15 protein-coding genes are annotated in these 16,155 nt (G+C 66.4%); 12 read left to right on the top strand and 3 right to left on the bottom strand.

Annotated elements, in window-relative coordinates:
- The first annotated feature begins 144 nt into the window (after positions 1 to 144).
- The 5 genes from ACLV8F_RS03815 (at position 145) to ACLV8F_RS03795 (ending at position 4,479) form a co-directional block, all read left to right on the top strand.
- Positions 145 to 780 (top strand): LysE family translocator, encoded by a 636-nt coding sequence (locus ACLV8F_RS03815; RefSeq protein WP_411882917.1) that lies wholly within the window; start codon positions 145 to 147, stop codon positions 778 to 780.
- A 49-nt stretch (positions 781 to 829) separates the two neighbouring features.
- Entirely contained in the window at positions 830 to 1,600 is a 771-nt protein-coding gene (locus ACLV8F_RS03810) for a ParA family protein (RefSeq protein WP_411882916.1), read from the top strand.
- A 76-nt stretch (positions 1,601 to 1,676) separates the two neighbouring features.
- Entirely contained in the window at positions 1,677 to 2,237 is a 561-nt protein-coding gene (locus tag ACLV8F_RS03805) for an RBBP9/YdeN family alpha/beta hydrolase (protein WP_411882915.1), read from the top strand.
- Positions 2,234 to 3,511 (top strand): serine hydrolase domain-containing protein, encoded by a 1,278-nt coding sequence (locus ACLV8F_RS03800; RefSeq protein ID WP_411882914.1) that lies wholly within the window; start codon positions 2,234 to 2,236, stop codon positions 3,509 to 3,511. The genes ACLV8F_RS03805 and ACLV8F_RS03800 overlap by 4 nt, the downstream gene beginning before the upstream one ends.
- Positions 3,512 to 3,540: 29 nt before the next feature.
- Positions 3,541 to 4,479 carry a ParB/RepB/Spo0J family partition protein gene (locus ACLV8F_RS03795; protein WP_411882913.1) on the top strand — a complete coding sequence of 313 codons (939 nt, stop codon included), beginning with the start codon at positions 3,541 to 3,543 and terminating at the stop codon, positions 4,477 to 4,479.
- A gap of 345 nt (positions 4,480 to 4,824) precedes the next feature.
- Here the strand turns inward: ACLV8F_RS03795 and ACLV8F_RS03790 are convergent, their stop codons facing one another.
- Together ACLV8F_RS03790 and ACLV8F_RS03785 are read right to left on the bottom strand one after the other, a co-directional pair.
- On the bottom strand, positions 4,825 to 6,249 hold the full coding sequence (locus tag ACLV8F_RS03790) for an FAD-binding oxidoreductase (protein WP_411882912.1): 1,425 nt from the start codon (positions 6,247 to 6,249) through the stop codon (positions 4,825 to 4,827).
- 264 nt (positions 6,250 to 6,513) lie between these two features.
- Positions 6,514 to 6,903, bottom strand: a complete 390-nt coding sequence (locus ACLV8F_RS03785; RefSeq protein ID WP_411882911.1) for an EF-hand domain-containing protein — start codon at positions 6,901 to 6,903, stop codon at positions 6,514 to 6,516.
- A 210-nt stretch (positions 6,904 to 7,113) separates the two neighbouring features.
- Here ACLV8F_RS03785 and ACLV8F_RS03780 point away from each other — a divergent pair, with 210 nt between their 5' ends.
- Both ACLV8F_RS03780 and ACLV8F_RS03775 read left to right on the top strand, forming a co-directional pair.
- Positions 7,114 to 7,680 carry a cob(I)yrinic acid a,c-diamide adenosyltransferase gene (locus tag ACLV8F_RS03780; protein WP_411882910.1) on the top strand — a complete coding sequence of 189 codons (567 nt, stop codon included), beginning with the start codon at positions 7,114 to 7,116 and terminating at the stop codon, positions 7,678 to 7,680.
- A gap of 74 nt (positions 7,681 to 7,754) precedes the next feature.
- On the top strand, positions 7,755 to 8,570 hold the full coding sequence (locus tag ACLV8F_RS03775) for a mechanosensitive ion channel family protein (protein WP_411882909.1): 816 nt from the start codon (positions 7,755 to 7,757) through the stop codon (positions 8,568 to 8,570).
- Positions 8,571 to 8,576: 6 nt separating this feature from the next.
- Here ACLV8F_RS03775 and ACLV8F_RS03770 read toward each other — a convergent pair whose 3' ends face one another.
- Positions 8,577 to 9,641, bottom strand: coding sequence for a LacI family DNA-binding transcriptional regulator (locus ACLV8F_RS03770; protein WP_411882908.1), 1,065 nt, complete (start codon positions 9,639 to 9,641; stop codon positions 8,577 to 8,579).
- A 114-nt stretch (positions 9,642 to 9,755) separates the two neighbouring features.
- Here ACLV8F_RS03770 and ACLV8F_RS03765 point away from each other — a divergent pair, with 114 nt between their 5' ends.
- The 5 genes from ACLV8F_RS03765 to ACLV8F_RS03745 all read left to right on the top strand — a co-directional run bounded on the left by ACLV8F_RS03765 (position 9,756) and on the right by ACLV8F_RS03745 (position 16,145).
- Positions 9,756 to 10,775 (top strand): TRAP transporter substrate-binding protein, encoded by a 1,020-nt coding sequence (locus ACLV8F_RS03765; protein WP_411882907.1) that lies wholly within the window; start codon positions 9,756 to 9,758, stop codon positions 10,773 to 10,775.
- Between the two features lie 213 nt (positions 10,776 to 10,988).
- A complete protein-coding gene (locus tag ACLV8F_RS03760; RefSeq protein ID WP_411882906.1) occupies positions 10,989 to 12,872 on the top strand; it encodes a TRAP transporter large permease subunit in 1,884 nt (627 codons plus the stop codon).
- Positions 12,873 to 12,900: 28 nt separating this feature from the next.
- Positions 12,901 to 13,440 carry a VOC family protein gene (locus tag ACLV8F_RS03755; protein ID WP_411882905.1) on the top strand — a complete coding sequence of 180 codons (540 nt, stop codon included), beginning with the start codon at positions 12,901 to 12,903 and terminating at the stop codon, positions 13,438 to 13,440.
- A gap of 18 nt (positions 13,441 to 13,458) precedes the next feature.
- Positions 13,459 to 14,733 carry a ribulose-bisphosphate carboxylase large subunit family protein gene (locus tag ACLV8F_RS03750; RefSeq protein ID WP_411882904.1) on the top strand — a complete coding sequence of 425 codons (1,275 nt, stop codon included), beginning with the start codon at positions 13,459 to 13,461 and terminating at the stop codon, positions 14,731 to 14,733.
- Positions 14,734 to 14,849: 116 nt separating this feature from the next.
- The gene (locus ACLV8F_RS03745; RefSeq protein ID WP_411882903.1) at positions 14,850 to 16,145 is read left to right on the top strand and encodes a four-carbon acid sugar kinase family protein; all 1,296 of its coding nucleotides are present in this window, start codon (positions 14,850 to 14,852) and stop codon (positions 16,143 to 16,145) included.
- Positions 16,146 to 16,155 lie beyond the last annotated feature (10 nt).

Below are 16,155 nucleotides of genomic sequence, written 5' to 3'. Positions count from 1 at the left end.
CGGGCCCGGCCCGTTGCTAGGGCGCAAAAAGAAACCGTTGCGGGTGCCGAATCGGCCTTGATTGGCCCTCTTTGGCATTCCGGCGGCATACCCCTGTCGTAAACTCAAGCCCTCTCGCTTCTCTCTACTTTCTGGAGAACCTCCATGTTGGGCTCATTCGTCGCTACCACCGGTGTGGCCGACTACGGCGCTTTTGTCGTCGCAATCATCGTGTTTCTGCTGATTCCCGGCCCGGGCAACCTGGCGCTGATCACCTCGACCAGCAAGGGCGGCATCGCGGGCGGTATGGGCGCGACCTTCGGTGTGATCGCCGGCGACCAGGTTTTGTTGTGGGCCGCGGTGGCCGGCGTGTCGGCCATCATGGCCGCCTACCCGACGGCTTTTCACATCGTCCAGTGGACGGGCGCCGTTTACCTGGCCTGGCTGGGCATCAAGATGCTGCTGGCCAAACCCGGCGACGCGCCGCTGCTGAACATCAAGCCGCGCCACTATTTCCAGCAGGCCATGATGATCACCTTGCTGAACCCCAAGGCCATCGTGTTTTACATGGCCTTCTTCCCGCTCTTCGTCGACCCAGCCCAGCACCAGGGCATCAAGACGTTTGCCGTGATGGCGGCCACGATTGCCGGGCTGACTTTTCTGTATGGCCTGTGCTCGGTGATGATCACCTACCACCTGGCCGAGCGCATACGCGCCAACCCGAAAATCACCGTCGTGCTGAACAAGCTGGCCGGTGTCTTCCTGATCGGCTTTGGCCTCAAGCTGGCGATTTCCAAGTAAGCCGCCCCCGCATTTCGCGTCCTCATCCGAACAAAAACTAAAAGCACACATGGCCAAAATTTTCTGCATTGCCAACCAAAAGGGCGGGGTCGGCAAGACCACCACCACGGTCAACCTGGCGGCGGGCCTGGCGAAAGTCGGCCAACGGGTCCTGATGATCGACCTCGATCCCCAGGGCAATGCCACCATGGGTTCGGGCGTGGACAAGCGCAAGCTGGAAATGACGGTCTACGACGTGCTGCTCGAATCCGCCTCGGTGACGGAAGCGCGCGTGCACAGCGACAAATGCGGCTATGACGTGCTGGGTGCGAATCGCGAACTGGCCGGCGCCGAGGTCGAGCTGGTCGACGTCGAGCGCCGCGAAAAGCGCCTCAAGCTGGCGCTGGCCGCGGTCGACAGCCAGTATGACTTCGTGCTGATCGACTGCCCGCCGTCCCTCAGCATGCTGACGCTCAACGGCCTGTGCTGCGCGCACGGCGTGATCGTGCCCATGCAGTGCGAATACTTCGCGCTCGAAGGCCTGACCGACCTGGTCAACACCATCAAGCAGGTGCACGCCAACCTCAACAAGGATTTGCAGATCATCGGCCTGCTGCGCGTCATGTTCGACCCGCGCATCACTTTGCAGCAGCAGGTCAGCGACCAGCTCAAGGAACACTTCGCCGACAAGGTCTTCAACACCGTGATCCCGCGCAACGTGCGCCTGGCCGAGGCGCCCAGCTACGGCCTGCCCGGCGTGGTGTTTGATCCGGCCTCCAAGGGCGCACAGGCTTTCATCACCTTTGCTGAAGAGATGGTCGACCGTATCAAGGCGATGTAAAGCCAAATGGCTGGAAACCCTAATAAACAGTGGTTTTTCAGCTATTAATACAGTAGCAGTTGATATTCCGCGAGCCATGAATCCCCGCAACGTCCTGATCCTCCCCGGCTGGCAAAACAGCGGCCCCGACCACTGGCAAAGCCGCTGGGAGCGCGCGCATGGCTACGCACGCGTGGAGCAGCATGACTGGATGCGCCCGTTGCGCGGCGACTGGAGCGCGCGGCTCGAAGACGTGCTGCTGGGCTGCGACGAGCCGGCCGTGCTGGTCGCGCACAGCCTGGGTTGCATGCTGACCGCAGCCTGGGCCTCGCATTCCAGAAACACCGGCCGCGTCAAAGCCGCCCTGCTGGTCGCCCCGCCCGACGTGGAGCGCGACGACGTGCGCCAGATGGTGCCCGGCTGGTCGCCCGTGGCGATGCACAAATTGCCCTTTCCCGCCGTGCTGCTCTACAGCAGCGACGACCCCTACTGCACGTCCGAACGCGCGCGCCAGTTCGCGGCGGCCTGGGGCGCCCAGCCGGTCGATGCCGGGCCGCGCGGCCACCTCAATGCCGAGAGCGGCCTGGGCGACTGGCCCGACGCGCACGCGCGCCTGCAGCAACTGCAAAAATTGACGCCGCCCGCCACCACCGCATGACGCCCACCGCCCTCCCCTTGCTGCTGGCCCTCGCGCTGGCCGCCGGCGCCGCGCGGGCCGAACCCGACGAGGCCGCGCTCAACCAGGCCAAGGGCTACCCCATCGGCAGCACCGCCACCTGGTACACCGAGCCCTACCGCGTCGGCTCCTGGTCGGCGCTCGACAAGGTGCCCGGCATCCAGACCCGCATCGTCGCGCGCGCGCCCGAAGCCAGCCCACTGCCGCGCGCGGCGAACCCGGCACCGATCGCCTATCGCTACAAGGGCGCCGGCTACACGCTGGCCGACTACCTGGACCGCCAGCGCACGACAGGCCTGATCGTGCTGAAAAACGGCGAGATCATCGCCGAGCACTACGGCTACGGCCGCAAGGACGACGCGCGCTTCCTCTCGTTCTCCATGGCCAAAAGCGTGACCTCGCTGCTCATCGGCAAGGCGGTCTCGCTGGGGCTGATCGCCTCGCTCGACGACCCCGCCGAAAAATACGCCAAAGACCTGGCCGGCAGCCCCTACGGCGCCACCACGGTTCGCCAGCTGCTGCGCATGAGCTCGGGCCTCACCTTCACCGAACGCTACGACGGCAAGGACGACATCTCGCGTTTCTCGCGCGCCACCTCGGGCGCGCCGGGCGGCGGCAAGCCGGTCGACGTGCTGCGCTCCATCACCGACCGCCATTCGCCCGCCGGTGAAAAATTCGTCTACGCCAGCGCCGAGTCCGACGTGCTGGGCCGCGTGCTCGCCGGCGCCACCGGCAAGAACATGGCCCAGCTCAGCACCGAATGGCTGTGGCAGCCCATGGGCGCCGAACACGACGCCTTCTGGCGCATCTCGGTCGACGGGCAGGAGCAGGCCTACGGCGCCTTCAACGCCAGCCTGCGCGACTGGGCCCGGCTCGGCCAGCTGCTCGCCAACGACGGCCGCGCCATCGACAAAAACACCGGCAAGCCCGGCGCGCAACAAGTCGTGCCGCTGGACTACCTGCTGGACGCCACCGACCCGGCGCGCCAGCCGCCCGCCTTCCGGCCGCGCACGGCCACACGCTACTTCGGCTACGGCTACCAGTTCTGGCTGGCGCCCTTCAAGGCCCGCACCTTCGCGATGCAAGGCATCTACGGCCAGACCGTCTACGCGCAGCCTTCCACCGGCATCGTGATGGCCATGACCTCCGTCTGGGAAAGCCCCAGCGGACAACAGAACGTGCAACCTTATGAAGAGCGCGACGCCCTCTGGCGCGGCGTGCTGCAGTCACTGGGCGGCGACCTCACGGCCCCCTGAACTCCCTCAAATTGAAAGAAAGAAAAGACATGGTCACCAAAAAACCCAAGGGCTTAGGCCGCGGACTCGAAGCCCTGCTGGGCCCCAAGGTCAGCGAGAGCGCCACCGACGCGGAAAACGCCAACACCAGCGCCACCAGCCCGGGCCTGCCGGCCTCGCTGCGGCTTGAAGACATGGTCGCCGGCCAGTACCAGCCGCGCACGCGCATGGACGAAGGCGCGCTCTATGAGCTCGCCGAATCCATCAAGGTGCAGGGCATCATGCAGCCCATCCTGGTGCGGCGCCTGACGTCCGGCGCCAATGACGGCAAGTACGAAATCATCGCCGGCGAACGGCGCTTCCGCGCGGCCAAAATCGCGGGCCTGGACAGCGTGCCGGTGCTGGTGCGCGACGTGCCCGACGAGGCGGCCGCCGCCATGTCGCTGATTGAAAACATCCAGCGCGAAGACCTCAACCCGCTCGAAGAAGCCCACGGCCTGCAGCGCCTGGTCAAGGAATTCGGCCTCACGCACGAGCTGGCCGCGCAGGCCGTTGGCCGCTCGCGCAGCGCCGCCTCCAACCTGTTGCGTTTGCTGAACCTGGCCGACCCCGTGCAGACCATGCTGATGGCCGGCGACCTGGACATGGGCCACGCGCGCGCCCTGCTGGGCCTGGACCGCGCCGCGCAGATCACCGCCGCCAACCAGATCACCGCCAAAAAGATGTCGGTGCGCGAAGCCGAAAGCCTGGTCAAAAAACTCAGCGCCGAGTTTTCACTGACACCGCAAAAAGCCACCAAGGAAAAATCGCGCGACACCCGCCGAGTCGAAGAAGAACTCGCCGACCTGCTGATGGCCGACGTGGAAGTGCGCATCAAGAAACAGGTCAAGCGCAACGGCAAGCGCGAAGACATGGGCGAAGTCGCGATCCAGTTCGCGTCCATGGATGAACTCAACGGCCTGATCGAGCGCCTGCGCGGCGGCAAATAGTAGCAAGCGGCAAGCAGCAAGTCACCGCCGTGGCGACCCGGCAAGCTCTCCCCGGTATCCGATCCCGATTGCCCCGTCCTGGCTGGGCCGAGGAGCGCAGAGACAAGCGGATCAGGGCCGGCGTTGTCTGAGCGAAGCGAGTTTAGCCGGACCCCGCTTGGCTCGAGCACCGCAGGTTGCCCCGGAGCGCAGCGTAGGGGACCCAGACTGCGGGTCGCCTTTTCTTTTGCTTACTTTACTTTTGGCGAAGCAAAAGAAAAGTGAGTTGCCGCCGGGCAACCCCCGGCCAGCAGGTCCATGCAAAGGGCCAGAGCGCGCAAGCCGGAGCAAGACCCGGCGAGCGCCTCAGGACAGCGAAAAAATCTTTCCCGGGTTCATGATGTTCTTCGGGTCCAGCGCGCGCTTGATGGTGCGCATCATGTCAACCGCGCCGTCGCCGGTTTCCGTCACCAGGAAGTCCATCTTGTGCAGGCCCACGCCGTGCTCGCCGGTGCAAGTGCCTTCCAGCGCCAGCGCGCGCGTCACCAGCTTGTGGTTCAGCGCCTCGGCCACTTCACGTTCCTTGGGGATGGTCGGGTCTATCAGGTAGCCGAAGTGGAAGTTGCCGTCGCCGACGTGGCCGACGAGGAAGTAAGGGATGCCGCTGGCGTCGACCTCGGCCACCGACTCGAGCAGGCAATCGGCCAGGCGCGAGATCGGCACGCAGGTGTCGGTGGAAATCGCGCGGCAGCCGGGCCGCGACTGGATGGCCGCGAAGTAGGCGTTGTGCCGAGCCGTCCACAGGCGCGTGCGCTCTTCCGGCGTGCTGGCCCATTCAAAGGCATTGCCGCCGTGGCCGCTGGCAAGCTCCTGCACCAGCTCGGCCTGTTCCTTCACGCTGTTGGGGGAGCCGTGAAACTCCATCAGCAGCATGGGCTCCTCGCGCAGCGTGAGCTTGGAATGCGCGTTCACCATGCGCACGGTGTTGTGGTCGATGAGTTCCACGCGCGCGATCGGCACGCCCAGCTGGATCACTTCAATCGTGGTGCGCACGGCTGCTTCGATGCTCGGGAAGGAACATATCGCGGCCGAGATCGCCTCGGGCAGCGGGTAGAGCCGGACGGTGACTTCGGTGATCACGCCCAGCGTGCCTTCGCTGCCCACCATGAGGCGCGTGAGGTCGTAGCCGGCCGAGGATTTTTTGGCGCGCGTGCCGGTGCGTATCACGCTGCCGTCGGCGGTGACGACTTCGAGCGCCAGCACGTTCTCGCGCATGGTGCCGTAGCGCACGGCGTTCGTGCCGCTGGCGCGCGTGGCGCTCATGCCGCCCAGGGTCGCGTCGGCGCCCGGGTCTATCGGGAAAAACAGGCCGGTGCTTTTGACTTCTTCATTGAGCTGCTTGCGCGTCACGCCCGGCTGCACGGTGACCGTCAGGTCTTCGGCATTGATGGACAGCACCTTGTTCATGCGGCTCACGTCGATGCTGATGCCGCCCTGCACGGCCAGCAAATGGCCTTCGAGCGAGGTGCCGACGCCGAAGGGGATCACGGGCACGTTGTACTGGCCGGCCAGCTTCACCGCGTCGGCGACGTCGGTGGTGCTTTCGGCGAACACCACGGCCGAAGGCGGTGGGGCGGCGAAAGAAGATTCATCACGCCCATGCTGCTCGCGCACCACCAGGGCCGTCGAGCAGCGCTCGGCAAAACGCGCCTTCAGCGCATCAATCAGCGCGGCGGGGGTCTCACGTTGCTGGATTTCGGGGAGCAGGTGCTGGGGAAGGGGGGCGTTCATGGTTGTTGTCTCCGGGTGGTGGCACAGTTTACGACGGGTGCGCCGTTTGTGCCACGTCTGCCAATGAGGCCCGGAGCCTGCGACTGTTGCGGCCGCAGGGTTGGGGGACAAGCGTTATCTCTCCCCTTCTTGCTCCCTCCCCCGCTGGGGGAGGGCGGGGGTAGGGGCCGGCGGCGGCAGAGCACGCACTGTTGCCACGGCCGCTAGCCCCCATCCCAACCTTCCCCCAGCGGGGGAAGGAGCAAGGCCCAAGCAGCCTTACCGTCAGGAACCGGTGGCGGCCTTGGTCAGCTCGGCCAGCGAGATAAAGGTGTCGTGGTTGGCGTCGATCTGCTCGAAGCGCTGGGCCACGGCCGGCAGGTGCTCGGCTTCCTGGCGGTCCAGCTTGCCGTCCTTGTTGGCGTCGGCACGGCCGAAGGCGGCTTCCACGTCCTTGGGGGTGGTGCGGTTTTGCGGAACAGCCGTTGAGGGTGCAGCCGAAGGCGCCATCTGCGACGGCGGGCTGGTGGGGCTGGCCGGTGAAGGCGGGGCCGTCTGTGCCCGCGCGGCGCCGGCGGCGCCCACGGCCAGTGCGGCCACCAGCAGCACGCTGCGCAACTCAAAGCTGGGAATAGAATGTTTTGCAGCTTGGGTTGCTGTTGTGTGCAAGGTCATGCGAGGAATCCTTCAATCAAAAGTGAACAAGCCGCCATTGCAACGCAGCCCGCGCTCCAGGGCCAGCGCTTTTGCAGGGTGTTTCCTCACTCACATGATGGGCTACGACGACACATTTTTTTGCCCCGGGTAACGCTGCCGCTTCAGTCTCTTTTAGTCCCTTTGCCTCCTTGACTTTCCTTCACTGCGCCTGACCCGCGCCTTCGCACCATGGCCAACAGACTTTCCCAGATCGCAACCCGCACCGGCGACAACGGCACCACCGGCCTGGGCGACAACACACGCGTCTCCAAAGACAGCCTGCGCGTCCACGCCATGGGCGACGTCGACGAACTCAATTCGCACATCGGCGTGCTGCTCTGCGAAGAGCTGCCGCCCGGCGTGCGCGAGCTGCTGGTCGAGGTGCAGCACCAGCTCTTCAACCTGGGCGGCGAGCTGTCGATTCCCGGCTTTGAACTGCTCAAGCCCGAGGCCGTGGCCTTGCTCGACGACGCGCTGGCCGAGCACAACGCCAGGCTGCCGCGCCTGGCCGAGTTCATCCTGCCCGCCGGTTCGCGCGCCGCTGCGCTGGCCCATGTGTGCCGCACCGTGGCACGCCGCGCCGAACGCGCCGTGGTGGCGCTGGGCGCGGCCGAGCCCGTCAAGGAATCACCGCGCCACTACCTGAACCGCCTGAGCGATTTGCTGTTCGTGCTGTCGCGCGTGCTGAATCGCATGAACGGCGGCGATGACGTGTATTGGAAAAGCGAGCGCATGGCCCGCGCGGCCACCGAATAGCACCAAACCCTGTTTACACGCGGATGCGGCCTCCCTAATATGGTCCGGTATTAACAAGCAAACAGGGAGCACACATGGACACCGCACAAGTAGGCAGCTGGATGGAACAAGCCCAACCCATCCTGGTCGCCTTCGGCCTCAAGGTCATAGGCGCCATCGTCGTCTTCATCATCGGCCGCTGGCTCATCCACCTGGTGACGCGGCTGGTCGGCGCGGCCATGACGCGCCAGGAAATCGACCCCACGGTGCAGCGCTACCTGGTGAGCTTCATCAACGTCGCGCTCAACATCGTGCTGGTCGTCGCCATCCTCGGCTACTTCGGGGTCGAGACCACCAGCTTCGCGGCATTGGTGGCCGGCGCGGGCGTGGCCATAGGCGCGGCCTGGAGCGGCCTGCTCAGCAACTTCGCCGCGGGCATCTTTTTGCTGGTGCTGCGCCCCTACAAGGTCGGTGAATACGTGAGCGCCGGCGGTGTTGAAGGCACGGTGCTGGAGATAGGCCTGTTCGGCACCGGCATCAACACGCCGGACAACGTCAAGACCGTGGTCGGCAATGCCAAGGTCATGGGCAACGACATCAAGAACTACACGGCCAACCCGTATCGCCGTGTCGAGCTCGCCGCGCAGCTGGCCGGGAGCGCCGACGTGCACAAGGCCATCGCGCTGCTCAAGGACTCCGTCGCCAAGGTCGCCAACACCATGAAGTCGCCCGCGGTGGACGTGGAGATCCTGGAGTTCAACGAGTTCGGCCCCAAGCTCGCGGTCCGCCCCTATTGCCACACCGACCATTACTGGCAGGTCTACTTCGACACCAACATGGCGATCGCCGACACCCTGGGCGGGGCGGGCTTCCCGGTGGCGACGCGGCCCGTCAAGGTCTACCCCGTCTGACCAAGCCTAAGGCAGGTTCTCCCGGAAGATCACCTGGCTGCGCACCGCGTCGACACCGCTCATCACGTCACGCCCGTCGCGCAGGTTGGTGAACATGCGCACGCAGCTCATCATGGCCGACTGCGGGCTTTGCGTGATCACCGCATCCATGCTGCCGTCTATCAGCATGGCGCGCGTGTCGGGCGTGAGGCCGTGGCCGATGAAGACGACCTTGTGCTCGCGCCCCATCTCTTTCAGCGCGCGCGCCACGCCGTCGGAGGCGCCCCCTATGTTGTAGATGCCGGCGAGGTCCGGGTATTGCTCCAGCAGCGTGCGCGTCTGCTCGTAATTTTTCTGCGCGTCGTCCTGCCCTTCGCGCAGGCCCACCACCTGCAGCGTCGGGAACATTTCCTCGATCACGTGCAGGAAACCGGCTTCGCGCTCTTCGTGCGCGCGGTAGCTCAGCGAACCGGCGATCAGCGCCACCTTGCCGCCGCGCGCGCCGGGCGCGATGAAGCGGCCCACCAGGTAGCCCGCCGTGCGCCCGGCCGCGCGGTTGTCCAGGCCCACATAACCGGCGCGCTGCGAGCCCGACAGGTCGGAGATCAGTGTGATGGCGGGCACGCCTTTTTCGGCCAGTTCGCTGACGGCCTCGCGCACCGCCGGGTGTTCCAGCGCCATGAAGGCGATGCCCTCGCTGCGCTTGCCCTGCTGCAGCAGGCTGGCGGCCAGCTGCTGCGGGTTGAAGCTTTCAAACAGCTCGGTGCGGCACTTCACGTTGAAGGGCGTCAGATGTTCCTGCGAATAACCCACCGTGTCGCCCAGCATGCGGATAAACCGGTTGCTGCCGTCGGGCAGCAAAAAGGTCAGGCGCATGGGCGGCGCCGCCAGCGCGGCATACAGCCCCGTCTCCGGCAGGTAGTCCATCTCGGCCGCGGCCTTCAGCACCTTTTGCGCGGTGGCGCCGCGCACGCCGGGGCGCTGGTTCAGCACCCGGTCTACAGTGGCGGTGGACACACCGGCGGCGCGCGCAATGTCGACCACACGTGCCCGCTGCTGCGGCTCCTGCAATCCATCAGGGATAACCCTCATACATCAAAATCCATCATTATTCTCGTTTGACGATTGAATACCCTGCGCCTATCGTTGCGCTGCTTTCACCCAATGATGCATCAAAACGCATCAAAACAAAACTGGAGACAAACCATGACCGAAGTCACCCGCCGCAGCGTGCTGCGCACCCTGTCCGCCGTTCCTGCCGCCGGCATCGCCGCCGCCCTGCCCTCCATGGCCCGCGCCGCCGAGTTCTCCTACAAGTACGGCAACAACCTGCCGGTCACCCACCCGCTCAACATCCGCGCGCAGCAAGCCGCGGACCGCATCCTGAAAGAGACCAACGGCCGCGTCGAGATCAAGATCTTCCCGAACAACCAGCTGGGCGGCGACACCGACATGCTGGCCCAGGTGCGCTCAGGCGGCATCGAGTTCTTCACGCCCTCCGCGCTGGTCATCGCCACGCTGGTGCCGGTGGCCGCCATCAACGCCGTGGGCTTTGCCTTCAGCGACTACAACCAGGTCTGGGGCGCCATGGACGGCAAGCTGGGCGCGCACGTGCGCGAAGCCATCAGCAAGAGCCGCCTCTATGCGTTTGAAAAAATGTGGGACAACGGTTTCCGCCAGACCACCAGCAGCAAGGGCGCCGTCAATACCGCCAAAGACATGGACGGCCTGAAGATCCGCGTGCCCGTGAGCCCGCTGTCCATCTCCATGTTCAAGGGCCTGGGCGCCGCGCCCGCCAGCCTGCAGTTCAGCGAGGTGTATTCCTCGCTGCAGACAAAAATCGTCGATGCGCAGGAAAACCCGCTGCCCATCATCCAGGTCGCCAAGCTCTATGAAGTGCAGAAGTTCTGCTCGCTGACCAACCACATCTGGGACGGCTACTGGTTCATCGCCAACGGCCGCGCCTGGGACAAGCTGCCCGCCGACCTCAAGACCATCGTGGCCCGCGCCATCAACGAAGCCGGCCTGCAGCAGCGCGACGACATCAAGAAGCTCAACGAAACCGTGGTCGCCGATTTGCAGTCCAAGGGCCTGGCCATCAACCGCCCGACGGCCGACAGCTTCCGCGCCAAGCTGCGCGAGGCTGGTTTCTACAACGAGTGGAAAGAGCGGTTTGGGGCGGAAGCATGGGGGCTCTTGGAGCAGTCGGTCGGCAAGTTGGCTTAAGGGACTTCTCTCCCCGCCTTACTCCCTCTCCCCCCGGGGAGAGGGCAGGGGTGAGGGCCGGCAGCGGTAACCCAGCCGCGCCCTCATCCAGGCGAAGAGACCCTCATCCCAACCTTCTCCCGAAGGGAGAAGGAGCAAGACAAACCGCCCCGGTGTTCCCGCCTCCTCTCCTAGCTCTCCCCGCTCTTTCGCCGTCCTTTGGAGATTCACCCCATGTCCCACGCCTCTCCCCAGCCACCTGCAGACGCCCCACCCGCCAACGCCCTGAGCGGCCTCGCGCACGCGGCGGACCGCGGCCTGGGCCGTGTGGTGGAGACCATCGCCGCCGTCCTGGTGCTGGCCGAAATCTTTGTGCTCTTCGCCGGCGTGGTCTCGCGTTACGTCTTCCATTCGCCGCTGGTCTGGTCGGACGAACTCGCCTCCATCATGTTCCTGTGGCTGTCCATGCTGGGTGCGGTCGTCGCGCTGCGCCGCGGCGAGCACATGCGCATGACGGCGCTGGTCAACAAGGTCCAGCCCCACACCCGCGCGCTGCTCGACACCATCGCCATCACCGCGTCCATCGCCTTCCTGGTGCTGGTGATCTACCCGGCCGCGGAATACGCCTATGAAGAAAGCTTCATCGTCACCGCGGCCATGGAAGTCAACAACGCCTGGCGCGCCTCGGCCATCCCCATCGGCATGGCGCTCATGGTCATCGTGGCCCTGTTGCGCCTCCTGCGCACCAGCAGCTTCAGGCAGACCGGCATCGCGCTGGCCGCCACCGTAGCCGTCGTGGCGCTGTTCTGGTTCGCGCAGCCCGTGCTGCAGCCGCTGGGCAAACTCAACCTGATCATCTTTTTTGTCGGCATCGTCGCCGCCACCGTGCTGTCGGGCGTGCCCATCGCCTTCTCCTTCGCGCTGGCCACCTTCGGCTACCTCGCGCTCACCACCTCCACGCCGCTGCTGGTCATGGTCGGCCGCATGGACGAGGGCATGTCGCACATGATCCTGCTGGCCGTGCCGCTCTTCATCTTCCTGGGCGCGCTGATCGAGATGACCGGCATGGCCAAGGCCATGATCCAGTTCCTCGCCAGCCTGCTGGGCCACGTGCGCGGCGGCCTCAGCTATGTGCTCATCGGCGCGATGTATTTGGTCTCCGGCATCTCGGGCTCCAAGATCGCCGACATGGCCGCCATCGCGCCCGTGCTCTTCCCGGAAATGAAAAAGCGCGGCGCCAAGCCCGGCGACCTGGTGGCCCTGCTGTCGGCCACCGGCGCGCAAACTGAAACGATTCCGCCCTCCATCGTGCTGATCACCATTGGCTCGGTCACCGGCGTGTCCATCGCCGCGCTGTTCACCGGCGGCCTGCTGCCGGCCGTGGTACTGGGCGCGGCGCTGTGCACCGTCGTGTGGTGGCGCTACCGCCATGAAGACCTGAGCGCCGTCGTGCGCCACAGCAAACGCGAGATCGGCAGGCTGCTGCTGATCGCCCTGCCCGCCATCATCCTGCCCTTCGTGATCCGCGCCGCAGTGGTCGAAGGCGTGGCCACGGCCACCGAGGTCTCCACCATCGGCATCATCTACTCGGTGCTGGCCGGCCTCTTCCTGTACCGCCAGTTCCCGTGGCGCCGGCTCATGCCCATGCTGATCGAAACCGCGTCGCTGACCGGCGCCATCATGTTCATCATCGGCTGCGCCACCGCCATGGCCTGGGGCCTCACGCAGTCGGGCTTCTCGCAGGACCTGGCCCGCGTCATGGGCAGCCTGCCCGGCGGCGCCTACGGTTTCCTCGCGGTGTCCATCCTGGCCTTCGTCATCCTGGGCAGCGTGCTCGAAGGCATTCCCGCCATCGTGCTGTTCGGCCCCTTGCTGTTCCCCATCGCGCGCATGGTCGGCGTGCATGAAGTGCACTACGCCATGGTCGTCATCTTCGCCATGGGCATAGGCCTGTTCGCGCCGCCCTTCGGCGTCGGCTACTACGGCGCCTGCGCGGTCAGCAAGGTCGACCCCGACGAAGGCATCCCCTACATCTGGGCCTATATGGGCGCGCTGCTGATCGGCCTGGCCCTGGTGGCCGCCGTGCCCTGGTTCTCCACCGGCTTCCTCAAAAACTAAACCGCCCTTTTCACTGGAGCAAAACAACATGAGCAAATTTTTCGGCGAGATCCGCCAACTGGGCTACGTCGTGCCCGACATCGAAGCCGCGATGGACTACTGGAGCAAAACGCTGGGCGTCGGCCCCTGGTTCTACAACCCCAAGGTGCCCATCAAGAACTACACCTACCGCGGTGAATCGCACGAACCGCACAACTCGGTGGCGCTGGCCAACTCGGGCTTTGTGCAGGTCGAGCTGATCCAGACGCGCAACGACGTGCCCTCCATGTACCGCGACTTCCAGCAAGCCGGCCGCACCGGCCTGCAGCACGTCGCCTACTGGACCAGCGACTACGACGCCGACCTGGCGCGCCTGCTCAAGCAGGGCTTCAAGCCCGTCATGAGCGGTGAAGTCGGCGAAAAAGGCCGCTTCATCTACTTCGACACCGAATACCACCCCGGCACCGTGATCGAGCTGTCCGAAGTCGCCGGCCCCAAGGGCAAGATGTTCGACCTGATACGCGCTTCCTCCGAACACTGGGACGGCAGCGACCCGGTGCGGCCTTTCCCCGACCTCAGCAAACTCTGAACCGGAAAGACGCACGCCATGAACGCCGACCGCTTTGAAGCCACCTACCTGATCGAAACCCCGCTGGAGCCCGCGAAGGTCGCCGAAGTCATGGCGGGCGAACAGTCCTGCGGCACCTTCGCGCGCGTCGAGGGCGAGACCGACGCGCTGCGCCTGCGCGCGCGCGCCACGGTCGAGCAGATCGACGAACTCGAATCCGTGAACGCGCCCAGCCTGCCCAACGCCCTGCTGGAACGCAAAGGCCACACCGGCCCCTGGCGCCGCGCGCGCGTGCGCATCTCCTTCCCCGTCGCCAACGTGGGCGCCAACCTGCCGACGCTGGCGGCCACGGTCTCGGGCAACCTCTACGACCTGGGCGAGGCCAGCGGCCTGCGCCTGGAAAGCCTCAAGCTGTCCGCCGGCTACCGCGCCTTCTTCGACATGCCGCAGGTCGGCATTGCCGGCACACGCAAGATCACCGGCGTGGCCACGGGAGCGCTGGTCGGCACCATCATCAAGCCCAACGTCGGCTTCTCGTCCGCGCAGACCGCCGAACTCGTGGCCCGCCTGTGCGCGGCCGGGGTGGACTTCATCAAGGACGACGAGGTCTGCGCCAACCCCACCCACGCGCCGCTGGGCGAACGCGTGCCCGCCGTGATGGCCGTGGTGCGCGAGCACCAGCAACGCACCGGCAAGCACGTCATGGTGGCCTTCAACATCACCGACGAAACCGACGCCATGAAACGCCACGCCGACCTCATCGAGCGCGAAGGCGGCAGCTGCGTCATGGCCAGCCTCAACTGGTGCGGCCACTCCGGCGTGCAGACCCTGCGCCGCCACACGGGCCTCGCCATCCACGGCCACCGCAACGGCTACGGCGCGCTGTCGCGGCACCCGCTGCTGGGCATGTCCTTCCAGGCCTACCAGACGCTGTGGCGCCTGGCCGGCGTGGACCACATGCACGTGCACGGCCTGCAAGGCAAGTTCTCGCAGTCGGACGAGGAAGTCATCGAATCCGCGCACGATTGCTACACGCCGCTGACCAACGGCATCAACGGCGTGGACGACCGCGTCATGCCGGCCTTCTCGTCGGGCCAGTGGGCCGGCACCGTGCCCGCCACCTGGGCCGCCGTCAACAGCGATGATTTGCTCTTCATGTCCGGCGGCGGCATCCTCGCCCACCCGGGCGGCCCCGCGGCCGGCGTGGCCAGCATCCGCCAGGCCTGGGAAGCCACACGCGCCGGCGTGGCGCTGGCCGAGCATGCGCGCAATGCGCCTGAGCTCGCGGCGGCGCTGGCTTTCTTCGGCAAGTGAGCAATGAACACCCAAGAGACGCTCACAAAGCCCAGCGAAGCGGTCCTGGCTAGGCGCGGCGCCGCAGACAGTGCTACAGCACGGCAAGGCGACTGCAACAACGCCAGGAGGGTTTTGTGAGCGTCTCCGGCTTGAAGATCGCCTACTACGGCGATGACTTCACCGGTGCCACCGACACCCTGGCCACGGCCGCGCGCGCCGGCCTGCGCAGCCTGCTCTTCCTCGGCCTGCCGACGGACGCGCAGCTGGAACGCGCCGGGCCGCTGGACTGCCTGGGCATCGCGGGCGCGGCCCGCGCCATGAGCCCGGACGAGATGCGCGCCGAGCTCGAACCCGTGGGCCGCCTGTTCGCGCGGCTGGGCGCGCCCGTCATGCACTACAAGACCTGCTCGACCTTCGACAGCGCGCCCCAGGTCGGCAGCATAGGCGCGGCCATCCGCATCCTGCAGCCGCACGCCGGCAATGCCTTTGTGCCCATCGTCGGCGGCCAGCCCAACCTCAGGCGCTACTGCGTGTTCGGCAACCTGTTCGCCGGCGCCGGCCCCGCCGTGCACCGACTGGACCGGCACCCCACCATGAGCCGGCATCCTGTCACGCCCATGCACGAAGCCGATCTGCGGCGCCACCTGGCCGCGCAAGGCCTGGCGCAGGTCGCCGGCATCGCCTACCCCGACTACGAGCAGGACGACGCCGCGCTGGACACCCAGCTCGACGCCCTGATGGCCGCCAAACCCGACGCCGTGCTGCTGGACGTCGCCCACGCCGGCCACCTCGCCACCGTGGGCCGGCTGGTCTGGCAGCGCGCCCAACAACAAACCCTGCTGGCCGCAGGGCCCAGCAGTGTGGTGCAGGCCTTGGCCGCGCACTGGCAGGCCGGTGACGAACCCGCGGCTCCCCATGTCGCCGCGGCCACCAGCCCGGTGCTGGTGCTGGCCGGCAGCCTCTCGCCCGTCACGGCGCGGCAAGTCCAGGCCGCAAGCGCCTACCGGCAGGTTGCGCTAGCCCCCGCACGCCTCACAGGCGACGCGGACTATGCACAGCACATGGCCGCGCAGATCGCCACGCTGCTGGCCGAAGGCCGCCACGTGCTGGCCTGCACCTCGGCCGATGGCGCAAGCGCCGCTATCACCGACGGCCGCGCACTGGCCCACGCCTGCGGCGACCTGCTGGCCCGCGTGCTCAAGGCCGTGCCCCTGCGCCGCCTCGGCATCGCCGGCGGCGACACCTCCAGCCACGCCGTGCAGGCACTCGATGCCTGGGGCCTGTCCTACGCCGCACAACTCGCACCCGGCGTCGCCCTGTGCCGCCTGCACAGTGACGACGCCGCACTCGACGGCATGGAGATCATGCTCAAAGGCGGCCAGATGGGCGGCGAGGACCTGTTCGATACCCTGCTGCACGGCACGAACTGACCAAGAGGCA

Origin of the sequence: Polaromonas sp. YR568, assembly GCF_943369675.1 — a bacterium.
Taxonomy (GTDB): Bacteria; Pseudomonadota; Gammaproteobacteria; order Burkholderiales; family Burkholderiaceae_C; genus Polaromonas.
This window is presented reverse-complemented; position numbering and strand designations above follow the sequence as displayed.